This window comes from Dokdonella sp., assembly GCF_051958935.1.
Lineage (GTDB): Bacteria > Pseudomonadota > Gammaproteobacteria > Xanthomonadales > Rhodanobacteraceae > Dokdonella_A.
The window spans coordinates 1-17,200 of the sequence record NZ_JBQCFP010000029.1; the positions used below are offsets into that span (position 1 = coordinate 1).

Below are 17,200 nucleotides of genomic sequence, written 5' to 3' on the forward strand. Positions count from 1 at the left end.
AAACGGCCCGCGTTGCGGCCGTGGTCGATCGCCGGACTGCCGTCGGCGAGCGCATGGGTCGGCGTGAGCCGCGGTGAATCGCCCAGCGGCAGGAGTCCCGGATCGCCGGACGACGTGCCAGTGGGCGGCGTGCCATTCATCGCCGTGGTCACCGGCGAGCGTCACAGGCGAGAGACCGCCAGGGTCCGCCGCACGGCCACCGCTGCCTTTGCCGGCGACGACGTTCTCGATGTCCGGCGACGGCAGCAGCGGAACGCCGTTGGCGATGTTGCGCACGAACATGCCGGCGCGGCCGGAGCCCGTCGCGGCATCCACGCCGATCGTGACCGCGACGGTCGCGCCGGGTGAGAACCAGCGCGGTTGCGAGTGCGTGCGCTTCGCGCACGAGCGGATGGGTGAAAGTAGGAGGGGGCGCGGCGAGTCGCCGGGAAGGCACTGGGCGTCGAACGCTGCGACCGGTGCACATGGCAGTCCCGCGTGAGCGTGCAGCATCGACGCATACGCCATCGGCGCAGGACGGACGCCGAGGCGCGGCAAGGCCCGTGGGTCGCGCGTGCGGCTATCGATACGGATCGTCGATGCCGAGCGTGGCGAGGATGCGTGTTTCCAACGCTTCCATCGCGTCCGCGTCGCGCTCGTCCTCGTGGTCGTAGCCGAGCAGGTGCAGCGCGCCGTGGATCGTCATGTGCGCGAAATGATCGCGTGCGTCCTTGCCCTGTTCGCGCGCTTCGCGCGCGACGACCGGCGCGCAGATGACGAGGTCGCCGAGCAGTCCGCTGTGTTCGCCGGGCGCGGGTTCGTACGGGAAACTCAGCACGTTGGTCGCGTAGTCGCGGCCGCGGAACTGTCGGTTGTAGCGCCGCCCGGCCGCGCGGCCGACGACGAGGATGTTGAGTTCGCTCCAGCCGCGCCGCTGCTGGAGTTCGGGGATCGCCGCGAGCCAGCGTTCGAACGTGCGCAGCACCGGCACGCCCTTGCGCCCGGCCTCGTTGCGCAGCCACAGGCACACGCGCGAGTCGCCGTTGCCGCGCGCGGCGGTCGCGGCGGCGGGGCGGCGCGGCTCAGGCGTCATCGGTGCGCGTCGCCTTGGACGCGAGCGATTCCGCGGTCGCCTCGCGCTGCTCGTAGGCGCGCACGATCCGTTGCACGAGCGGGTGGCGCACGACGTCCTTCGCGGTGAAGAACGTGAAGCTCACGCCGTCGACGTCGCACAGCACCTCGATCGCGTCGCGCAGGCCGGATTTCACGTGGCGCGGCAGGTCGTTCTGCGTCATGTCGCCGGTGACGACCGCGACCGAACCGAAGCCGATGCGCGTGAGGAACATCTTCATCTGCTCGACCGTGGTGTTCTGCGCCTCGTCGAGGATCACGAACGCATCGTTGAGCGTGCGCCCGCGCATGTAGGCGAGCGGCGCGATCTCGATCACGTTGCGCTCGATGAGCTTGCCGACTTTCTCGATGCCCAGCATCTCGTACAACGCGTCGTAGAGCGGGCGCAGGTACGGATCGACCTTCTGCGTGAGGTCGCCGGGCAGGAAACCGAGCTTCTCGCCCGCCTCGACCGCGGGACGCACGAGGATGAGCCGCTGCACGCGGTTGTCGTTGAGCGCGTCCACCGCCATCGCGACCGCGAGGTAGGTCTTGCCGGTGCCGGCCGGGCCGACGCCGAAGTTCACGTCGTTGGTCGCGATCGCATGCAGGTAGCGTTGCTGGTTCGCGCCGCGGCCGCGGATCGTGCCGCGCTTGGTCTTGATCGCGACATCGTGCGCGCCGTCGGCCGCGCGCGCGTCGAGCGCGTCGATGCCCGATTCGGACAGGTGCAGGTTGACCTGCGCGCCGCTCAGCGCCTCGTGCTCGGTCGCGGCGTAGAGATCGCGCAGCACGCGCTCGCCGAGCTTGACCGCCTGCTCGCTGCCGCTCACGCGGAACACATTGCCGCGATTGGCGATCTCGACGCCGAGGCGCAGCTCGATCTGGCGCAGGTGCTCGTCGAAAGGTCCTGCAAGATTGGAAAGGCGCTCGCCGTCTTCGGGTTCGAGCGCGAAGTCGTGATGGGTAAGGTCCGTCATAGGCGGGCGAGGGTAGCGCGCAGGGACCTGGGTCGCCAGCGGTGAGCGTCGCTGCCCGCCGCGACCAGGGCGAACGGCGTGGACGGCGCGCCGCGTACGTGCTGGTGGTTCGAAGTCAGGATTTCTTCGCGTTGTCCGAATCCGTTCGCGGTGAAGGCACCGAGCATGGCGAGCGAAGTCGAAATGCCTGCAACTACGCCACCTGGCTCCTTCAGGTCGATCAGGCCCCCGAAGCGGCGGATCCGATGCTCGCGCTCCGATGCGACCTTGCCTGCTTCGCGTTCGGCGGTTCCGTCCGCGTCGAGCACCAGCGGGCATCGCGAGCGGAGTCGAGACGCCTGCGACGGCGTCGCGGCGCCTTCGACTTCAGCCCTTCGCCCTGCGCGAACGACGGGGTCGTCGGGCTGCCGGCGATTCCAGGTGGCCATCCGCCCATTGCAAATAATTAATCGATGAATTAAATTATCGCCATGACGAAGGAAACGAAACCCCGATCCGGCCGCGCCGCCCCCGCTCGGCCGCGCCCGGGCGATCGCCCGGGTGCTGCCTCCGGGCGCGCGCGCACGCCTGGCCGCCCGGCCGCAGCGAGCCCGGAACTGCGCCCGCGCCTGCTCGACGCGGCACTCGCCTGCTACGTGCGCGACGGCATCGCGGCGAGTTCGCTGCGCGCGATCGCGCGCGAGGCGGGCGTCACGCCGGCGTTGCTGCACTACTACTTCGGCGATGCGCAACAACTGCGCGAGGCGGTCGTCGAAGAACGCGTGCTGCCCGCGGTCGGCGTCCTGCGCGAATCGCTGCCGCCCGATGCGGGCGATGTCGCTGCGCTCGTCGCCGCGTTCGTGGGCGGCGTGGCGCGCCTCGTCGAGCGCTTTCCGTGGTTGCCGGCGCTGTGGGTGCGCGAGGTGCTCTGCGAGGGCGGGCAGTTGCGTGGCCTGCTGCTCGAACGCGTCGGTCCGCAGTTGCCGGTCATGCTCGCGCAGCGCTTCGCGCAGGCGCAGCGCGATGGCGTGTTCAATCCCGATCTCGATCCGCGCCTCGCCGTCGTTTCGCTGATCGGGCTGACGTTTTTTCCCGCTGCGAGCGCGCCGATCTGGCGCAGCCTGTTCCAGGCGTCCGACATCGACGCCGAGGCGCTGCGCGCACACACGATCGCATTGCTCGACCGCGGCCTCGGTGCAGGCTAGGAGCGAACCGTGAACACACTCCGTCCCCGATTCCGTCGAATGGCCGAAACGCTGCGCCTCTCGATGCTCGTGCCGTTGCTGCTGCTCGGTGCGTGCACGAAAGCGCCGCCGCAGGCATTGGGCACGCTCGAGTTCGACCGCGTGAGCCTGCCTGCGCCGGCGGCCGAGCGCATCGTCGGCATCGACGTGCACGAAGGCGAGCAGGTCGCCGCGGGCCAGCTGCTGCTCGAACTCGACCCCGCGCATACGAAGGCGCCGCTCGCCGCGGCCGAGGCGGGCGCGCAGCGTGCGCGCGACGCGCTCGCCGAACTGAAAGCCGGACCGCGTGCGGAAGACATCGCGCAGGCGCGTGCGAACCTCGCCGCGGCCGAGGCGCATGCGCGCGAGGCACGCGCGTACTACTCGCGCCTGCTGCCGCTGAAGGACCGCAACTACGTCGCCGCGGCCGACCTCGACCGCGCGCGCGCCGCCGCCGGTGATGCCGACGGCAAGGTGAACGCGGCGCGCGCCGCACTCGACGAATTGCTGCACGGCACGCGCAGCGAACAGGTCGCGCAAGGCGAGGCCGCGCTCGCGGCCGCGCTCGCCGAGGTCGAAGCGCAGCGCGTGCTGCTCGGCAAGCTCGCCGTGGTCGCGCCGCGCGCGGCGCGCGTCGACAGCCTGCCATATCGGCTCGGCGACCAGGCGCCGGTCGGCGCCGCGCTCGCGATCCTGCTCGCCGGCGACGCGCCGTATGCGCGCATCTACGTGCCCCAGCCGCTGCGCACGGGTGTGCGGGTCGGTGACCGCGTGCGCGTCCTCGTCGGCGATCCGGCGAAGCCGTACGAGGGCGGCGTGCGCATGATCCGCAGCGAGCCCGTGTTCACGCCGTATTACGCCCTGATCGGCGAAGACGTCGCGCGCCTGAGCTACCTCGCCGAGGTCTCGCTCGGCGACGACGCCGCGGCACTGCCCGCAGGCGTGCCGGTCCGCGTCGAATTCGGCGGGGCCTCGAAATGAACGCGCCGGCCGAAGGCGAGGTCGCTATCCGTGCCCGCGGGCTCACCAAGCGCTTCGGCGCGCTGGTCGCCGTCGACCACGTCGACCTCGCGGTGCCGCGGCGCAACGTGTACGGCTTCCTCGGCCCGAACGGCTCGGGCAAATCGACCACGATCCGCATGCTGTGCGGCCTGCTCACGCCGAGCGAAGGAGACATCGACGTGCTCGGCCTCTCGATCCCCGCGCAGGCCGAGGCGCTGCGCAAGCGCATCGGCTACATGACGCAGAAGTTCTCGCTGTTCGAGGACCTCACCGCGCGCGAGAACCTCGAGTTCCTCGCCGACGTGCAGACGGTGCCGCGCGCGCGCGCCAGACGGCGCATCGACGAACTCGTCGAGCAGTACCGCTTCGCCGACCGCCAGAAGCAGCTCGCCGGCACGATGAGCGGCGGCCAGAAACAGCGGCTCGCGCTCGCCTGCGCGGTCATCGACGAACCGGAACTGCTGTTCCTCGACGAGCCGACCAGCGCGGTCGATCCCGAATCGCGGCGCGATTTCTGGGAGAAGTTGTTCGAACTCGCCGACGCGGGCACGACCCTGCTCGTGTCGACCCACTACATGGACGAGGCCGAGCGCTGCCATCGCATCGCGATCCTCGATCGCGGCGCACTCGTCGCCGACGGCACCCCCGGCGAACTCACCGCGGGCCTCGCCGGCCGCACGCTGCTCGTCGCGGCGGAGGACCCGCGCCGCGCGCAGCGCGCGCTGGTCGGCGTCGAGGGCGTGCTCAGCGTCGCGCAGATCGGCAACAGCCTGCGGGTGCTCACGGCGGACGACCGCGGCGACGCGCGCCAGCGCGTCGGCGATGCCCTCGCGAGGTCGGGCCAGAAGGCGGACATCGAGGAAACGACTCCGAATCTCGAGGACGTATTCGTCTCGGCCACGCACGACGGCGAGCGGGAGCGTGCCGCATGAACCTGCGCCGCCTCTGGGCCGTCGTGCTGAAGGAACTGCGGCAGATGCGGCGCGACCGCATCACGCTCGCGATGATCGTCGGTATCCCGGTGATGCAGCTCGTGCTGTTCGGCTACGCGATCAACCTCAACCTGCGCGGGCTCGCCGCGGGCATCGCCGACGAGGCGAACACGGCCGGTTCGCGCGCCGCCGTAATGGACATGCTCGCCACCGGCGTCGTCGCGCCGGTGGCCGAGGCGCGCACGCCGGATGAGCTCGTCCGCATGCTGCGGCGGGGCGAGATCAGCGTGGGCATCGCGGTGCCGCCCGATTTCGAGCAGCGCAAGGCGCAGGGGCGCGAGGCGGTGCAGGTGATGGTCGACGGCAGCGACACCTCGGTGCAGGGCGCCGCGGCACAGCTCGCGCAGATGACGCTCGATGCGCCGGCGCGCGCGCGCGAGGCGCCACTCGCGAGCACGCCACCCGCGACGCCGATCGGCGTCGTCGCGTTCTACAACCCCGAGCGCCGCTCCGCGGTCAACATCGTGCCCGGCCTCATCGGCGTGATCCTGACGATGACGATGGTGCTGTTCACGGGCGTTTCGATCGTGCGCGAACGCGAGCGCGGCAACATGGAGCTGCTCATCGCGACGCCGCTGTCGCGCACCGAACTCATGGTCGGCAAGGTACTGCCGTTCATCGCGATCGGCCTCGTGCAGACCACGGTCATCCTCGCGCTCGGCATCTGGCTGTTCACCGTCCCGGTGCGCGGCAGCGTGCTCGACGTCTACCTCGCTGCCGGCCTGCTCATTCTTGCCAATCTCACCCTCGGCCTCTTGATCTCGACCAAGGCGCAGTCGCAGTTCCAGGCGATGCAGATGACCTTCTTCGTGTTCCTGCCGTCGATCCTGCTGTCGGGCTTCATGTTCCCGTTCGCGGGCATGCCGAGGGCCGTGCAGTGGCTCGCCGAAGTCATGCCGCTCACGCATTTCCTGCGCCTCATCCGCGGCATCATGCTGCGCGGGGCAGGGCTCGCCGAGATGTGGGTCGACGTGCTCGCGCTGCTCGCATTTACCGCGGTGATGATGAGTGCGGCGATATTGCGCTTTCACAAGCGGCTCGATTGATCGGGCTTCGGGCGGCGTGGGGACCGGGTTTGCGTGCGCCGGGGGAGGCTTCGGTGGGACTCGCGTCCGCGGAATAGTGCATCTACGTGCGTTTTTTCGTGCGCTACGTCCCACCCTACGGGTGGCGGGCGCGTGACGCGTGGCTAGAGGGTGCGGTGCATCACGAGCACGTCGGTGGAGCCGAGGTGCGCGTGGCGGAATGCGCCGGGTACGCGGCCGACGATCGCGAAGCCGTGACGCTGCCAGAGGCGCACGGCCGTCTCGTTGCTGCTGACGACGAAGTTGTACTGCATCGCACTGAAGCCGGCGCGGCGCGCTTCCTCGAGCGAGTGCGTGCACATGGCCGAGGCGATGCCCTGGCCGCGCGCATGCGGCGCCACCATGTAGCCGCAGTTGGCGACATGGTCGCCGAGGCCCGGCTGGTTCGGGCGCAGCATGTACACGCCGAGCACGTCGCCATCGCGTTCGGCGACGAAACAGCGGCTCGGCGGCGTCGTCCACATCGCGCGTGCCTGCGCCTCGTCGATGTCCGGCGGATAGCTGTAGGTGTCGCCTGCCGCGACCACCGCGCGGAAGACCGGCCAGGCGCGGGCGAAGCCGTCCGCGCCGATCTCGCGGATGGCGAGGGTTGCGCTCACGCGGCGGACGCGGCGAGCCCGTCGTCGAGCTGGACGCGGCCGCGCAGCGAGTTGGTCAGCGCCTCGGTGATGACGACGTCGACGAAGCGGCCGATCAGGCGCGTCGGCGCGGGGAAGTTCACCGAGCGCATGTTCTCGGTCTTGCCGGTGAGTTCGTGCGGGTTCTTGCGCGACGGGCCTTCGACCAGCACGCGCTGCACGCTGCCCACCATCGCGTCGCTGATCGCTTTCGCATTCGCGTTGATCGCCGCCTGCAGGCGTTCGAGGCGCGCATGCTTGACCGCATCGGGCGTGTCGTCGGCGAGGTTCGCAGCGGGCGTGCCCGGGCGCTTGGAGTAGATGAACGAGAAGCTCTGGTCGAAACCGACGTCGTCGATGAGCTTCATCGTCTTGTCGAAGTCGGCGTCGGTTTCGCCGGGGAAGCCGACGATGAAGTCCGACGAGATGCAGATGTCCGGGCGCACCGCACGCAGCTTCCGGATCTTCTGCTTGAACTCGAGCGCGGTGTAGCCGCGCTTCATCGCGGCGAGGATGCGGTCCGAACCCGACTGCACGGGCAGGTGCAGGAAGTTCGCGAGCTGCGGCACGTTGGCGTAGGCGTCGACGAGCGAGTCGGAGAACTCGAGCGGGTGCGAGGTCGTGAAGCGGATGCGGCCGATGCCGTCGATCTCGGCGATCGCATGGATGAGCAGGCCGAGATCGGCGACCGAGCCGTCGTGCATCGCGCCGCGATACGCGTTGACGTTCTGGCCGAGCAGGTTGACCTCGCGCACGCCCTGTTCGGCGAGCGTGGCAATCTCGGCGACGACGTCGTCGAACGGCCGGCTGATCTCCTCGCCGCGCGTGTACGGCACGACGCAGAACGAGCAGTACTTCGAGCAGCCTTCCATGATCGAGACGAACGCGCTCGGCCCTTCCGCGCGCGGCTCAGGCAACTTGTCGAACTTCTCGATTTCGGGAAACGAGATGTCCACCTGCGGCTTGCCGGTTGCGCGGCGCGCCTCGATGAGGTCGGGAAGGCGGTGCAGGGTCTGCGGCCCGAACACGAGGTCGACGAACGGCGCGCGCCTGACGATCGCATCGCCCTCCTGGCTCGCGACGCAGCCGCCGACGCCGATCAGCACGGGCTTGCCGTCCTGCTTGTGCTGTTTCCAGCGGCCGAGCTGGCTGAATACCTTCTCCTGCGCCTTTTCGCGGATCGAGCAGGTGTTGACGAGGATGACGTCGGCTTCCGACTCGTCCTGGGTCAGCTCCAGGCCGTGCGAGGCGCGCAGCACGTCAGCCATCTTGGCCGAGTCGTACTCGTTCATCTGGCAACCGTGGGTCTTGATGTAGAGCTTGCCGGTCATGGTCGGTGCAGGCGTCGTGGACCGCTGAGTTTAGCATTGGCGGGCAAGGGCTTAGCGCCGAAGGGGAACCGCGGCCGGGTGGCGGGGTCAGAACATCCCGGCTGCATGGTGCGGCGCGTCACATTCCGCGCTTGGCAACGTGAACAATGCAGCGGAAACTGTTGAGCCGAATAGGGTTGAATGTCGTCCATGCCGTCGTCCCGCATTCCCGCCGCCACCATCGGGATCGCCCTCCTGCTGCTCTGTCCGGCAGGCGTGCGCGCGAGCGTGCTCTACAAGTGCGACACCACGGACGGCAGCATCGCCTACACGAGCACGAGCAAGGGTTACTCCAACTGCAAGGCGATCGCCTCGTTCGCCGATCCGCCGAAGGCGAAGCCGTCGGCCGCGCCGGCGCCCGTGACCGAGGCTCCGGCGAGTGCGAGGGCCGTGCCGAGGAACGGCTGGACCTACGAGGAGCACGCCGCCGATTTTTCCACGGTGGAGGCGGCGGTCGCGAGCGAACCGTCCTCGATCATGCGCGAAGACTTCCGGCGCGTCGTCGCGGATGGCGCGAGCAGCGCGCCGCCGTACCTGCCGCAGGATTTCTCGACCGTGCTCGCGGACGTGGCGAGCTCGGCGGCAACGGTCGGCAATCCGCTCTTCATCGCGGCGCCGTACCGGGCGGTGCCGGTGCGCGCGCGCCCGGCGGTACCGCCCACGCCCGCGGTCGAGGCCGTCGCGACGACGACGGCGCCCGTGCCGCGCGTCCTGCGCGGGGCGGTCTATCGCGTGCAGCGCAAGAACGGCATTACCGAATACACGAACATCAAGCCGAGCGGCGGCGCCTTTGCGGTGCTGTTCACCTACATCGCGACCTGTGTCGCCTGCGACATCCATTCGAAGATCGACTTCGCGCGTACTGCGTTGCACCTCGATGCGTACAAGGCCGAGATCGCCGCCGCGGCGGCCGAATTCGGCCTCGACAGCGCATTGCTGCACGCGGTGATCCACGCCGAATCCGCGTTCAACCCGATGGCGCTGTCGAACAAGGGCGCGCAGGGACTCATGCAGCTGATGCCCGGCACCGCCACCGACATGGGCGTCGCCGACGCGTTCGATGCGTACCAGAACATCCGGGGCGGCGCGCGCTACCTCGCGATGTTGCTGAAGAACTTCAATGGCGACGCGCGCCTGGCGACCGCGGCCTACAACGCAGGGCCGGGCGCGGTGCAGAAATACGGCGGTGTGCCGCCGTACGACGAAACGCAGGTTTACGTCGAGCGCGTCGCGACGTTGCGCGACCGGTATGCGAAGGCGTTGTAGGCTTGCTGGGCGCTGACCGCTGAGGGCCGCCGCTCGGACTCGGCTTACGCGCCGGTCGTGCTGGGTGCGGGGCGCTGCACGAGCACGAGGTCGACCGCGAACGGCACGTTGCCGCGCAGCCCTTCCAGGCGCACCTTGGTGCCCGGGGCGTACGCGGCCTCGCGCGTGAGCAGGTCGCCCTGGTCGGCGATCGCGACGCCGTCGATCTTCAGCAGCAGGTCGCCCGGTTGCAGGTTCGCCTGCGCTGCCGGGCTTTCCGGCAGCACGCGCACGACGAGCACGCCCGGCTGGCGTCCGGTCGCGCCCGCGGCCGGCGGGACGTCGGTGTATTCGGCGCCGATCCAGCCGCGGATCACGTGGCCGTGCTTGATGATCTGGTCGAGCACCGTCTTCGCGGTGGTGACCGGGATCGCGAAGCCGATGCCTTCGGGCATCTGCGCGCGGCCGAGGCCGGTCGAGATCGGCTTGTTGTAGACCGCCGTGTTGATGCCGATGAGCTCGCCCAGCGCATTGATGAGCGCGCCGCCCGAGTTGCTGGCGTTGATCGCCGCGTCGGTCTGGATGAAGTCTTCGTACGCGGACAGGTTCAGCTGGCGGCCGGTCGCGCTGACGATGCCCATCGTGACGGTCTTGCCGAAACCGGCGGGATTGCCGATCGCGAGCACGACGTCGCCGACGGTCGGCGCGCCGTCTTCGGCGACCTCGACCGCGGGCAGGCCCCTGGCGTCGATCTTGAGCACGGCAAGGTCGGTTTCCGCGTCGGTACCGGTGACCTGCGCCTGGGCCACGCGCCCATCGTCGAGCAGCACCTGGATGTCGTCGGCGCCCGTGATGACGTGGTTGTTGGTGAGCACGTAGCCGTCCGCGCTGAAGATCACGCCGGAGCCGAGGCTCTGGTCGCGCCGCTGGATCAATGGTCCGGTGACGTAGCCGAGCAGGCGCTGGTTGATCGGATCGGGTACCGGATAGGCGCGGCGCAGGGTGGTGATGCGGTTCGCGTAGATGTTGACCACCGACGGCGATGCACGGCCGACCGCGTCCGCGTACGACACCGGCCCGCGTCGCGCATGGGCCGTCTCGGCGCCGGCGCTCACGCCCGGCGAGCCGCGCAGGCGCTCGACCAGCCGCGGCGCGAACACGCTCAGCACGAACGCCGCCGCGAGGCCGACGACCACGCTGCGCATGACGAAAACGGCGATGTCGTGGAGGCGGCGGCTCTGCATGGAGTTCCGGTGGCGCGCGGTGTCGCGGCGATACGGAAAGGGCACCGCTTTGATTGTGCGGTGCGGGGGCGTTCGTTAAACTAACACGATTTTGGGGCCCGGCCCGCGGGCCGCGCGGCGTTTCCGACCTTCGCGACGGCGTGCATGCGCGAGCGAGCGCGGACGGCGGGACCGGCAAGGCCGGTCATCGACGCGGGCGACGTGGTTCCCGCGGTTTTTTTCAGCTTTGCAGCGGAGTGCTGATGGCAAACGATGCTGTGGTGGACAAGGGGCGCCGTCGATTCCTGACCGCGACGACCTCGGTCGTCGGTGGTGCGGGCATCGCGCTGGCCGCGATCCCCTTCGTCAAGTCCTGGGAGCCGAGCGAGCGGGCGAAGTCCGCCGGTGCGCCGGTGCTCGCCGATATCGGCAAGATCGAGGCGGGCCAGAAGGTCACGTTCGAGTGGCGCGGCCTGCCCGTGTTCGTGGTGAACCGCACCAAGGCCCAGCTCGACACGCTGGCCGCGGTGGACGCGCGCCTGCGCGACCCGAAGTCGGACAACACGGCGCAGCAGCCCGAGTACGCGAAGAACGAGCATCGCTCGATCAAGCCCGAATGGCTCGTCGTGACCGGCATCTGCACCCATCTCGGCTGCGTGCCCGACTTCTTCCCCGAGCTCAAGCCCGAGCCGTTCGACCCGCAGTGGAAGGGCGGCTTCTACTGCCCCTGCCACAAGTCGCGCTATGACATGGCCGGCCGCGTCTACGACGGCGTGCCCGCACCGGCGAACCTCGCGGTGCCGAAGTACCACTTCGTCGACGACACGCACATCCTGATCGGCGTCGATCCGGACAAGGGGGCAGCGTAATGGGCACCACGATGACGCGCCTCCAGCCGAAGAACCGCGTGCTCGCCTGGGTCGAGGACCGCCTGCCGGTGCTCTCGTTCCTCGGTTCGCACACGAGCGGCTACTACGCTCCGAAGAATTTCAACCTCTGGTACTACTTCGGCTCGCTCGCGCTGCTGGTGCTGGTCAACCAGATCCTCACCGGCATCTTCCTGACGATGCACTACAAGCCGAGCGCGGAACTCGTCGCGCCGGGCATCTCGGCCGCGTTCGCCTCGGTCGAATACATCATGCGCGACGTCAGCTGGGGCTGGCTGATCCGCTACATGCACTCGACCGGCGCGTCGCTGTTCTTCGTCGTCGTCTACCTGCACATGTTCCGAGGCCTCATGTACGGCTCGTACAAGAAGCCGCGCGAGCTCGTGTGGATCCTCGGCATGCTGATCTTCCTCGCGCTGATGGCCGAGGCGTTCATGGGCTACGTGCTGCCGTGGGGCAACATGTCGTTCTGGGGCGCGAAGGTGATCATCTCGCTGTTCGGCACGATCCCGGTCATCGGCGACTCGCTGGTCGAATGGATCATGGGCGATTACCTCCCCGCCGACGCCACGCTCAACCGCTTCTTCGCGCTGCACGTGATCGCGCTGCCGCTGGTGCTGCTGCTGCTCGTCGTGCTCCACCTCGGCGCGTTGCACGAAGTGGGTTCGAACAACCCGGACGGCGTCGAGATCAAGGAAAAGAAGAAGCCGGACGGCACGCCGCTCGACGGCATCGCGTTCCATCCGTACTACACGGTCAAGGACATCTTCGGCACCGGCTTCTTCCTGCTGATCGCCGCGTTCATCATCTTCTACGCGCCGACCTTCGGTGGCTGGTTCCTCGAGCACGACAACTTCCTGCCGGCGAACAACCTCGCCACGCCCGCGCACATCAAGCCGGTGTGGTACTTCACGCCGTTCTACGCGATCCTGCGCATGATCCCGTCGTTCTTCGGCACGGCGGTGTGGGGCGTGATCGCGATGTTCGGCGCGATCGTGCTGCTGTTCCTGATGCCGTGGCTCGACAAGGGCATGGTCAAGTCGGTGCGCTACCGCGGCCTCGGCTACAGGATCGCCCTCGGCCTGTTCGCGCTGTCCTTCGTCATGCTCGCCGCGGTCGGCGCGGGCGTGACCGCGGAGAAGATCCCCGAGTGGTTCGGCGAGAAGGCGGATGCGACCTTCATCGAGAACCTGTTCGGCCGGTTCTGGACGCTCGTCTACTTCGGCTATTTCGTCTTCATCTGGGTCTACACGAAGTTCGGCTTCGAGAAGACCAGGCCGGTGCCGGAACGGGTGACCACGCATGACTAAGGCCACGACCAACACTCCGAGGACCGCGATGTTCCGCAAGATTGCAGCCCTGCTGGTGGCCGGCCTGATCGGTATCGGCGTCGCGCAGGCCTCCGAAGAAGGCGGCCTCGAGCCGGCCAACATCCGGCTCGACGACGTCGCCTCGATGCAGCGCGGCGCGCGCCTGTTCTTCAACTACTGCGCGGGCTGCCATTCGCTGCGCTTCATGCGCTATTCGCGCATCGCCGCGGACCTCGGGCTCGATCCGAAGGACGTCGAACAGAACTTCATGTTCGCCGGCGGCAAGATCGGCGACCCGGTGATCAGCCCGATGCCGCCCGCCGACGGCACCGCCTGGTTCGGCAAGGCGCCGCCGGACTTGTCGCTGGAAGCCCGCGCGAAGCCTGAAGGCTGGATCTACAACTACCTCAAGTCGTTCTACGTCGATCCGAGCCGCCCGACCGGCTGGAACAACACGTTGTTCCCGAACGTGTCGATGCCGAACGCCCTGTGGGAGCTGCAGGGCGTGCAGACCGCGGTGACGAAGCCGGCCGCGGAAGGCCAGGATGCGGTCATCGAGCGGCTCGAGCTGCACACGCCCGGCAGGCAGAACGCCGAGGAGTTCGACCGCACCGCGCGCGATATCGCAACGTTCCTGCAGTACGTCGGCGAGCCGGCCGCGCTGCAGCGCGAGTCGATGGGCGTGTGGGTGCTGCTCTACCTCGCCTTGTTCACCCTGCTCGCCTACTTCCTCAAGCACGAGTTCTGGAAGGACGTGCACTGAGCACGCGCGGGCGGCCACGCGCCGCCCGCGCCCGCTTGCCGCGTCGCGCCCGGTCTGGCCGGCCGCGGGTTGTTTTTTGCGCTCCGATCCCGCTCCCTGGTGGTGTTTCCCCCATCCTAGGCGGGCGCCGCCGCCGCGTAGTACATTGCCGGCGAAGGGCTCGCTTCGAAGGGAGTAGGGGATCCAGCATGGCCTTGAACCAGCGTTCGCGTACCGTCTTGACCCTCTATTCGGCCCACGACTGCGTGCATTGCCACCGGGTCCGCATGACGCTCGCGGCCAAGGGCGTCACCTACGACCATGTGCTGGTCGACCTGAACGACCCGCCCGAGGACCTGGTCGACCTCAACCCGTACAACTCGGTGCCGACCCTCGTCGACCGCGACCTCGTCCTCTACGACACCTCGGTCATCTGCGAATACCTCGACGAGCGCTACCCGCATCCGCCCCTGATGCCGGTCGATCCGCTCTCTCGTGCGCGCCTGCGCCTGGCCATCGTGCGCATCGAGAACGACTGGCTCACCCTCGTCGACGAGATCGAAGCCGGCGGCCGCGCGGCCGACACCGCGCGGCGGGCGCTGCGTGACGACCTGGTCAAGAACGCGGGCGCGTTCAAGGCGTCGCGCTTCTTCCTGAGTCCCGAAATCAGCCTCGCCGATTGCGCCCTCGCGCCACTGGTCTGGCGGCTCGACGCGCTCGGCGTGCAGCTGCCGCGCGAGGCGCAGGCGATCGTCGACTACGGCGAGCGCATCTTCCGCAGCCAGGGCTTCACGCGCAGCCTCACCGCGGAAGAGAAGGGCTTGCGTCCGTGATGCATGCTTGCGGAGAACCCTCGTGAACGCACCGGCAATGACGTCGAATCGTCCGTACCTGCTGCGCGCGTTCCACGAGTGGATCAGCGACAACGGCCTCACCCCGTACCTGCTCGTCGACGCGGCCGCGGAAGGCGTGCGCGTGCCGCCCGGGGCGGCCAAGGACGGGCGCATCGTCCTCAATGTCGCCGCGCGCGCGGTCGGCCAGTTCGAGATCGCCAACGACCGCGTGCAGTTCCTCGCCCGCTTCGGCGGCATCAGCCAGTCGGTCTACGTGCCGATGAGCGCCGTGCTCGCGATCTACGCGCAGGAAAACGGCCAGGGCATGATGTTCCAGGCCGATGGCGCGCCGGCCGAGCCGCCGCCGGCCGCACCGTCGCCGGACGAGGCGCCCAAGCGCCCGCACCTGCGCGTGATCAAGTAGCGCGGTCGCGACGCAGCCCGGCGCGTACCGCCGATCGGCTCATTGCACGAGGCGCAGGTGGGGCGGGGCGACCACGCGCGTTCGCGCGTCCTCGCCGAGCGGCAGACTCCACGCCTCGAGGCGGCGCCCGGCGAGATCGAGATGGCAGCGATGCCGATCACTGCCGTCGATGCTCACTTCGAAACCGTAACGGCGCACGACCGTCGGCAGACCATCGCGCCGCGCCAGCGCAAGCCGCTTGAGCGACACGGTCTGGTCGAGCAGTTGCACGCCGGCTTCGCGGCACAGGGTGCGGCTGTGCGCGATCGCCAGTTCGCGTGCGCGCAGGACGTCCATCCAGGCCCATACCGCGGCCGCGATGGCGAGCAGGAACAACCAGGTACCGATCATCGGCACAGTGTGGGGACAGCCTGCCGACCGGGCAAGGGGCACGGGGGCCGGCCGTACCGCCGCCGCGTGACGGCGCGCAGGCGACAAACGGCCGGCCGCAGGTACAATCCGCGCACGCACGGCTGCCACGTTGGGGGGAGAGGATGAAACTGGTGTTTCCTGGCGGTGAACACGCTCCGGTGGAACTCGCCGAAGGCACCCGCACGCTCGGCAGCGGCAGCGAGAACAGCATCGTGCTCAGGGGCGAGGGCATCGCCGCGCGCCATTGCGAAATCGCCGTCGCCGCCGGCAACGCCAGGGTGCGGCCGCTCGACCCGCAGGCGCCGACCGTGCTGAATGGCCGCCAGGTGACCGCGGCGACCCCGATCAAGGATGGCGACCTGCTCGTGCTCGGCCGCGTGGGCGTATCGGTCGTCGGCGAGCGCAAGCCGGCGGCGGCACCGGCTGCGAAGAACGAGCCGGTGGACGATCGCACGCGCGTACGCACCGCGCTGCCGCGCTACCTGCTGCGCGGCGTCTCGGGCGCCACCCTCGGCAAGACGTTCGCGGTCACCGACAACGCGGTGATCGGGCGCCAGCCGGACTGCGACATCCCGATCCCGGCCGAAGAAGTCTCGCGCCACCACGCGCGCCTCAAGGTCACCGCCGACGGCGTGCTGGTCGAGGACATGGGCTCGGCCAATGGCACGTACATCAACGACAAGCGCACGCAGAGCGGCTTGCTCAAGCCCGGCGAGGAACTGCGCCTGGACACGGTGCGCTTCCTGCTCATCACGCCGGGCATGGACGCGCGCCAGCAGTCGGCCGGCGCGCGCGCCGAGCCCGAGGCGAAGGCTGCGAAGGGCGGTTCCAGCGGCGCGATGATCGCGATCGGCGTCGTCGTCGCCGCGATCGTGGTCGCGGCGGCACTGCATTTCGCCGGCGTGTTCTGAGCGGGGCAGCGATCCGCCCGCGTCGATCGCGTCAGCCTTCCTCGACGAGTTCGACGCGCATCGACAGGTCGAGCGCGCGGATGTGCTTGGTCAGCGCGCCGACCGAAATGTAGTCGACGCCGGTTTCGGCGATCGCGCGCACGCGCTCGAGCGACACCGATCCCGACACCTCGAGCGGGACGCGGCCGCCGACTTCGGCGACCGCCTGCGACAGCTCGTGCAGCTCGAACTCGTCGAGCATGATGCGGTCGACGCCCGCTGCGAGCGCCTCGCGCAGCTCGGCGAAGTTCTCCACTTCGGTTTCGACCAGCACGCCCGGATGCAGCGCGCGGGCGCGTGCGGTGGCGGCATGGATCGAGCCGGCGGCGGCGATGTGGTTTTCCTTGATCAGCACCGCGTCGTACAGGCCGATGCGGTGGTTGAGGCCGCCACCGACGCGCACGGCGTATTTCTGCGCGAGGCGCAGGCCGGGCAGGGTCTTGCGCGTGTCGAGGATCGCGGTGCGCGTGCCGCGCGCGGCCTCGACGTAAGTCGCCGTCGTCGTCGCGGTCGCCGACAGGGTCTGCAGGAAGTTCAGCGCCGAGCGCTCGGCCGTGACGAGCGCGCGCGCGCGTCCCTCCATCCGGCAGAGCAGGGCGCCCGCGGTGACGCGATCGCCGTCCGCGGCCTGCCAGTCGAATCGCACGTCGCGATCGAGCTGGCGGAAGCACTCCTCGAACCAGTCACGCCCGCACAGGATCGCCGCCTCGCGGGTGATCACGCGCGCGCGGCCGCGGGCGCCTTCGGGCAGCAGGTCCGCGGGGACGTAAACGCGGCCGGTGTTTTGTTAGGGTGCGGGCTGCACAACACGCACGAACCCCGCAGGGGGCGCAACCCG

20 protein-coding genes are annotated in these 17,200 nt (G+C 69.2%); 11 read left to right on the forward strand and 9 right to left on the reverse strand.

What is annotated here, in order from left to right:
• From ACTHK2_RS03245 to ACTHK2_RS03260, 4 genes are all read right to left on the reverse strand, one after another.
• The coding region (locus ACTHK2_RS03245) for a choice-of-anchor Q domain-containing protein (RefSeq protein ID WP_440244276.1) at positions 1 to 140 on the reverse strand (140 nt) is incomplete at its 3' end.
• Between the two features lie 419 nt (positions 141 to 559).
• Positions 560 to 1,072, reverse strand: coding sequence for an rRNA maturation RNase YbeY (ybeY, locus tag ACTHK2_RS03250; RefSeq protein ID WP_440244260.1), 513 nt, complete (start codon positions 1,070 to 1,072; stop codon positions 560 to 562).
• Positions 1,062 to 2,069: a PhoH family protein gene (locus ACTHK2_RS03255; RefSeq protein WP_440244261.1), complete on the reverse strand. Its 1,008-nt coding sequence runs from the start codon at positions 2,067 to 2,069 to the stop codon at positions 1,062 to 1,064. Before ACTHK2_RS03255 ends, ybeY begins: the two co-directional genes overlap by 11 nt.
• A complete protein-coding gene (locus ACTHK2_RS03260; protein ID WP_440244262.1) occupies positions 2,066 to 2,377 on the reverse strand; it encodes a hypothetical protein in 312 nt (103 codons plus the stop codon). The genes ACTHK2_RS03255 and ACTHK2_RS03260 overlap by 4 nt, the downstream gene beginning before the upstream one ends.
• Before the next feature lie 162 nt (positions 2,378 to 2,539).
• On the opposite strand from ACTHK2_RS03260, the gene ACTHK2_RS03265 reads away from it, so the two are divergent.
• The 4 genes from ACTHK2_RS03265 to ACTHK2_RS03280 are packed head-to-tail and all read left to right on the forward strand — an operon-like array spanning position 2,540 to position 6,311.
• Positions 2,540 to 3,253: a TetR family transcriptional regulator gene (locus tag ACTHK2_RS03265; protein ID WP_440244263.1), complete on the forward strand. Its 714-nt coding sequence runs from the start codon at positions 2,540 to 2,542 to the stop codon at positions 3,251 to 3,253.
• Positions 3,254 to 3,292: 39 nt separating this feature from the next.
• The gene (locus tag ACTHK2_RS03270; RefSeq protein ID WP_440244264.1) at positions 3,293 to 4,252 is read left to right on the forward strand and encodes an HlyD family secretion protein; all 960 of its coding nucleotides are present in this window, start codon (positions 3,293 to 3,295) and stop codon (positions 4,250 to 4,252) included.
• Between the two features lie 26 nt (positions 4,253 to 4,278).
• Positions 4,279 to 5,205 carry an ATP-binding cassette domain-containing protein gene (locus ACTHK2_RS03275; protein WP_440244277.1) on the forward strand — a complete coding sequence of 309 codons (927 nt, stop codon included), beginning with the start codon at positions 4,279 to 4,281 and terminating at the stop codon, positions 5,203 to 5,205.
• Positions 5,202 to 6,311, forward strand: a complete 1,110-nt coding sequence (locus tag ACTHK2_RS03280) for an ABC transporter permease (RefSeq protein ID WP_440244265.1) — start codon at positions 5,202 to 5,204, stop codon at positions 6,309 to 6,311. Before ACTHK2_RS03275 ends, ACTHK2_RS03280 begins: the two co-directional genes overlap by 4 nt.
• 143 nt (positions 6,312 to 6,454) lie before the next feature.
• Here ACTHK2_RS03280 and ACTHK2_RS03285 read toward each other — a convergent pair whose 3' ends face one another.
• Both ACTHK2_RS03285 and miaB read right to left on the reverse strand, forming a co-directional pair.
• Entirely contained in the window at positions 6,455 to 6,949 is a 495-nt protein-coding gene (locus ACTHK2_RS03285; protein ID WP_440244266.1) for an N-acetyltransferase family protein, read from the reverse strand.
• Positions 6,946 to 8,298, reverse strand: a complete 1,353-nt coding sequence (gene miaB, locus ACTHK2_RS03290; protein WP_440244267.1) for a tRNA (N6-isopentenyl adenosine(37)-C2)-methylthiotransferase MiaB — start codon at positions 8,296 to 8,298, stop codon at positions 6,946 to 6,948. The genes ACTHK2_RS03285 and miaB overlap by 4 nt, the downstream gene beginning before the upstream one ends.
• Before the next feature lie 189 nt (positions 8,299 to 8,487).
• On the opposite strand from miaB, the gene ACTHK2_RS03295 reads away from it, so the two are divergent.
• The gene (locus ACTHK2_RS03295) at positions 8,488 to 9,603 is read left to right on the forward strand and encodes a transglycosylase SLT domain-containing protein (protein WP_440244268.1); all 1,116 of its coding nucleotides are present in this window, start codon (positions 8,488 to 8,490) and stop codon (positions 9,601 to 9,603) included.
• Positions 9,604 to 9,647: 44 nt separating this feature from the next.
• Here ACTHK2_RS03295 and ACTHK2_RS03300 read toward each other — a convergent pair whose 3' ends face one another.
• On the reverse strand, positions 9,648 to 10,826 hold the full coding sequence (locus ACTHK2_RS03300) for a S1C family serine protease (protein ID WP_440244269.1): 1,179 nt from the start codon (positions 10,824 to 10,826) through the stop codon (positions 9,648 to 9,650).
• A 242-nt stretch (positions 10,827 to 11,068) separates the two neighbouring features.
• Between ACTHK2_RS03300 and petA the strand changes: the two genes are divergently transcribed.
• The 5 genes from petA (at position 11,069) to ACTHK2_RS03325 (ending at position 15,001) form a co-directional block, all read left to right on the forward strand.
• Complete coding sequence (gene petA, locus ACTHK2_RS03305) at positions 11,069 to 11,674, forward strand: ubiquinol-cytochrome c reductase iron-sulfur subunit (RefSeq protein ID WP_440244270.1); 606 nt, start codon at positions 11,069 to 11,071, stop codon at positions 11,672 to 11,674.
• On the forward strand, positions 11,674 to 13,002 hold the full coding sequence (locus tag ACTHK2_RS03310) for a cytochrome b (RefSeq protein WP_440244271.1): 1,329 nt from the start codon (positions 11,674 to 11,676) through the stop codon (positions 13,000 to 13,002). Before petA ends, ACTHK2_RS03310 begins: the two co-directional genes overlap by 1 nt.
• 28 nt (positions 13,003 to 13,030) lie before the next feature.
• Positions 13,031 to 13,765 carry a cytochrome c1 gene (locus tag ACTHK2_RS03315; protein ID WP_440244272.1) on the forward strand — a complete coding sequence of 245 codons (735 nt, stop codon included), beginning with the start codon at positions 13,031 to 13,033 and terminating at the stop codon, positions 13,763 to 13,765.
• A gap of 188 nt (positions 13,766 to 13,953) precedes the next feature.
• Positions 13,954 to 14,577, forward strand: coding sequence for a glutathione S-transferase N-terminal domain-containing protein (locus ACTHK2_RS03320; RefSeq protein ID WP_440244273.1), 624 nt, complete (start codon positions 13,954 to 13,956; stop codon positions 14,575 to 14,577).
• Between the two features lie 37 nt (positions 14,578 to 14,614).
• Positions 14,615 to 15,001 (forward strand): ClpXP protease specificity-enhancing factor, encoded by a 387-nt coding sequence (locus ACTHK2_RS03325; RefSeq protein ID WP_440244278.1) that lies wholly within the window; start codon positions 14,615 to 14,617, stop codon positions 14,999 to 15,001.
• Between the two features lie 39 nt (positions 15,002 to 15,040).
• Here ACTHK2_RS03325 and ACTHK2_RS03330 read toward each other — a convergent pair whose 3' ends face one another.
• The gene (locus ACTHK2_RS03330; protein ID WP_440244274.1) at positions 15,041 to 15,391 is read right to left on the reverse strand and encodes a DUF3301 domain-containing protein; all 351 of its coding nucleotides are present in this window, start codon (positions 15,389 to 15,391) and stop codon (positions 15,041 to 15,043) included.
• A 143-nt stretch (positions 15,392 to 15,534) separates the two neighbouring features.
• Between ACTHK2_RS03330 and ACTHK2_RS03335 the strand changes: the two genes are divergently transcribed.
• Positions 15,535 to 16,323 (forward strand): FHA domain-containing protein, encoded by a 789-nt coding sequence (locus ACTHK2_RS03335; protein ID WP_440244275.1) that lies wholly within the window; start codon positions 15,535 to 15,537, stop codon positions 16,321 to 16,323.
• Positions 16,324 to 16,354: 31 nt separating this feature from the next.
• Here ACTHK2_RS03335 and nadC read toward each other — a convergent pair whose 3' ends face one another.
• Positions 16,355 to 17,116, reverse strand: a complete 762-nt coding sequence (gene nadC, locus ACTHK2_RS03340) for a carboxylating nicotinate-nucleotide diphosphorylase (RefSeq protein ID WP_440244279.1) — start codon at positions 17,114 to 17,116, stop codon at positions 16,355 to 16,357.
• Positions 17,117 to 17,200: the final 84 nt, after the last annotated feature.

Excerpts from the sequence above, each read along its gene's own strand:
- ybeY (WP_440244260.1), bottom strand. The coding sequence starts at position 1,072 with ATGACGCCTGAGCCGCGCCGCCCCGCCGCCGCGACCGCCGCGCGCGGC.
- ACTHK2_RS03255 (WP_440244261.1), bottom strand. The coding sequence starts at position 2,069 with ATGACGGACCTTACCCATCACGACTTCGCGCTCGAACCCGAAGACGGC.
- ACTHK2_RS03265 (WP_440244263.1), top strand. The coding sequence starts at position 2,540 with ATGACGAAGGAAACGAAACCCCGATCCGGCCGCGCCGCCCCCGCTCGG.
- ACTHK2_RS03270 (WP_440244264.1), top strand. The coding sequence starts at position 3,293 with ATGGCCGAAACGCTGCGCCTCTCGATGCTCGTGCCGTTGCTGCTGCTC.
- ACTHK2_RS03280 (WP_440244265.1), top strand. The coding sequence starts at position 5,202 with ATGAACCTGCGCCGCCTCTGGGCCGTCGTGCTGAAGGAACTGCGGCAG.
- miaB (WP_440244267.1), bottom strand. The coding sequence starts at position 8,298 with ATGACCGGCAAGCTCTACATCAAGACCCACGGTTGCCAGATGAACGAG.
- ACTHK2_RS03295 (WP_440244268.1), top strand. The coding sequence starts at position 8,488 with ATGCCGTCGTCCCGCATTCCCGCCGCCACCATCGGGATCGCCCTCCTG.
- ACTHK2_RS03300 (WP_440244269.1), bottom strand. The coding sequence starts at position 10,826 with ATGCAGAGCCGCCGCCTCCACGACATCGCCGTTTTCGTCATGCGCAGC.
- petA (WP_440244270.1), top strand. The coding sequence starts at position 11,069 with ATGGCAAACGATGCTGTGGTGGACAAGGGGCGCCGTCGATTCCTGACC.
- ACTHK2_RS03310 (WP_440244271.1), top strand. The coding sequence starts at position 11,674 with ATGGGCACCACGATGACGCGCCTCCAGCCGAAGAACCGCGTGCTCGCC.
- ACTHK2_RS03315 (WP_440244272.1), top strand. The coding sequence starts at position 13,031 with ATGTTCCGCAAGATTGCAGCCCTGCTGGTGGCCGGCCTGATCGGTATC.
- ACTHK2_RS03320 (WP_440244273.1), top strand. The coding sequence starts at position 13,954 with ATGGCCTTGAACCAGCGTTCGCGTACCGTCTTGACCCTCTATTCGGCC.
- ACTHK2_RS03325 (WP_440244278.1), top strand. The coding sequence starts at position 14,615 with ATGACGTCGAATCGTCCGTACCTGCTGCGCGCGTTCCACGAGTGGATC.
- ACTHK2_RS03330 (WP_440244274.1), bottom strand. The coding sequence starts at position 15,391 with ATGATCGGTACCTGGTTGTTCCTGCTCGCCATCGCGGCCGCGGTATGG.
- ACTHK2_RS03335 (WP_440244275.1), top strand. The coding sequence starts at position 15,535 with ATGAAACTGGTGTTTCCTGGCGGTGAACACGCTCCGGTGGAACTCGCC.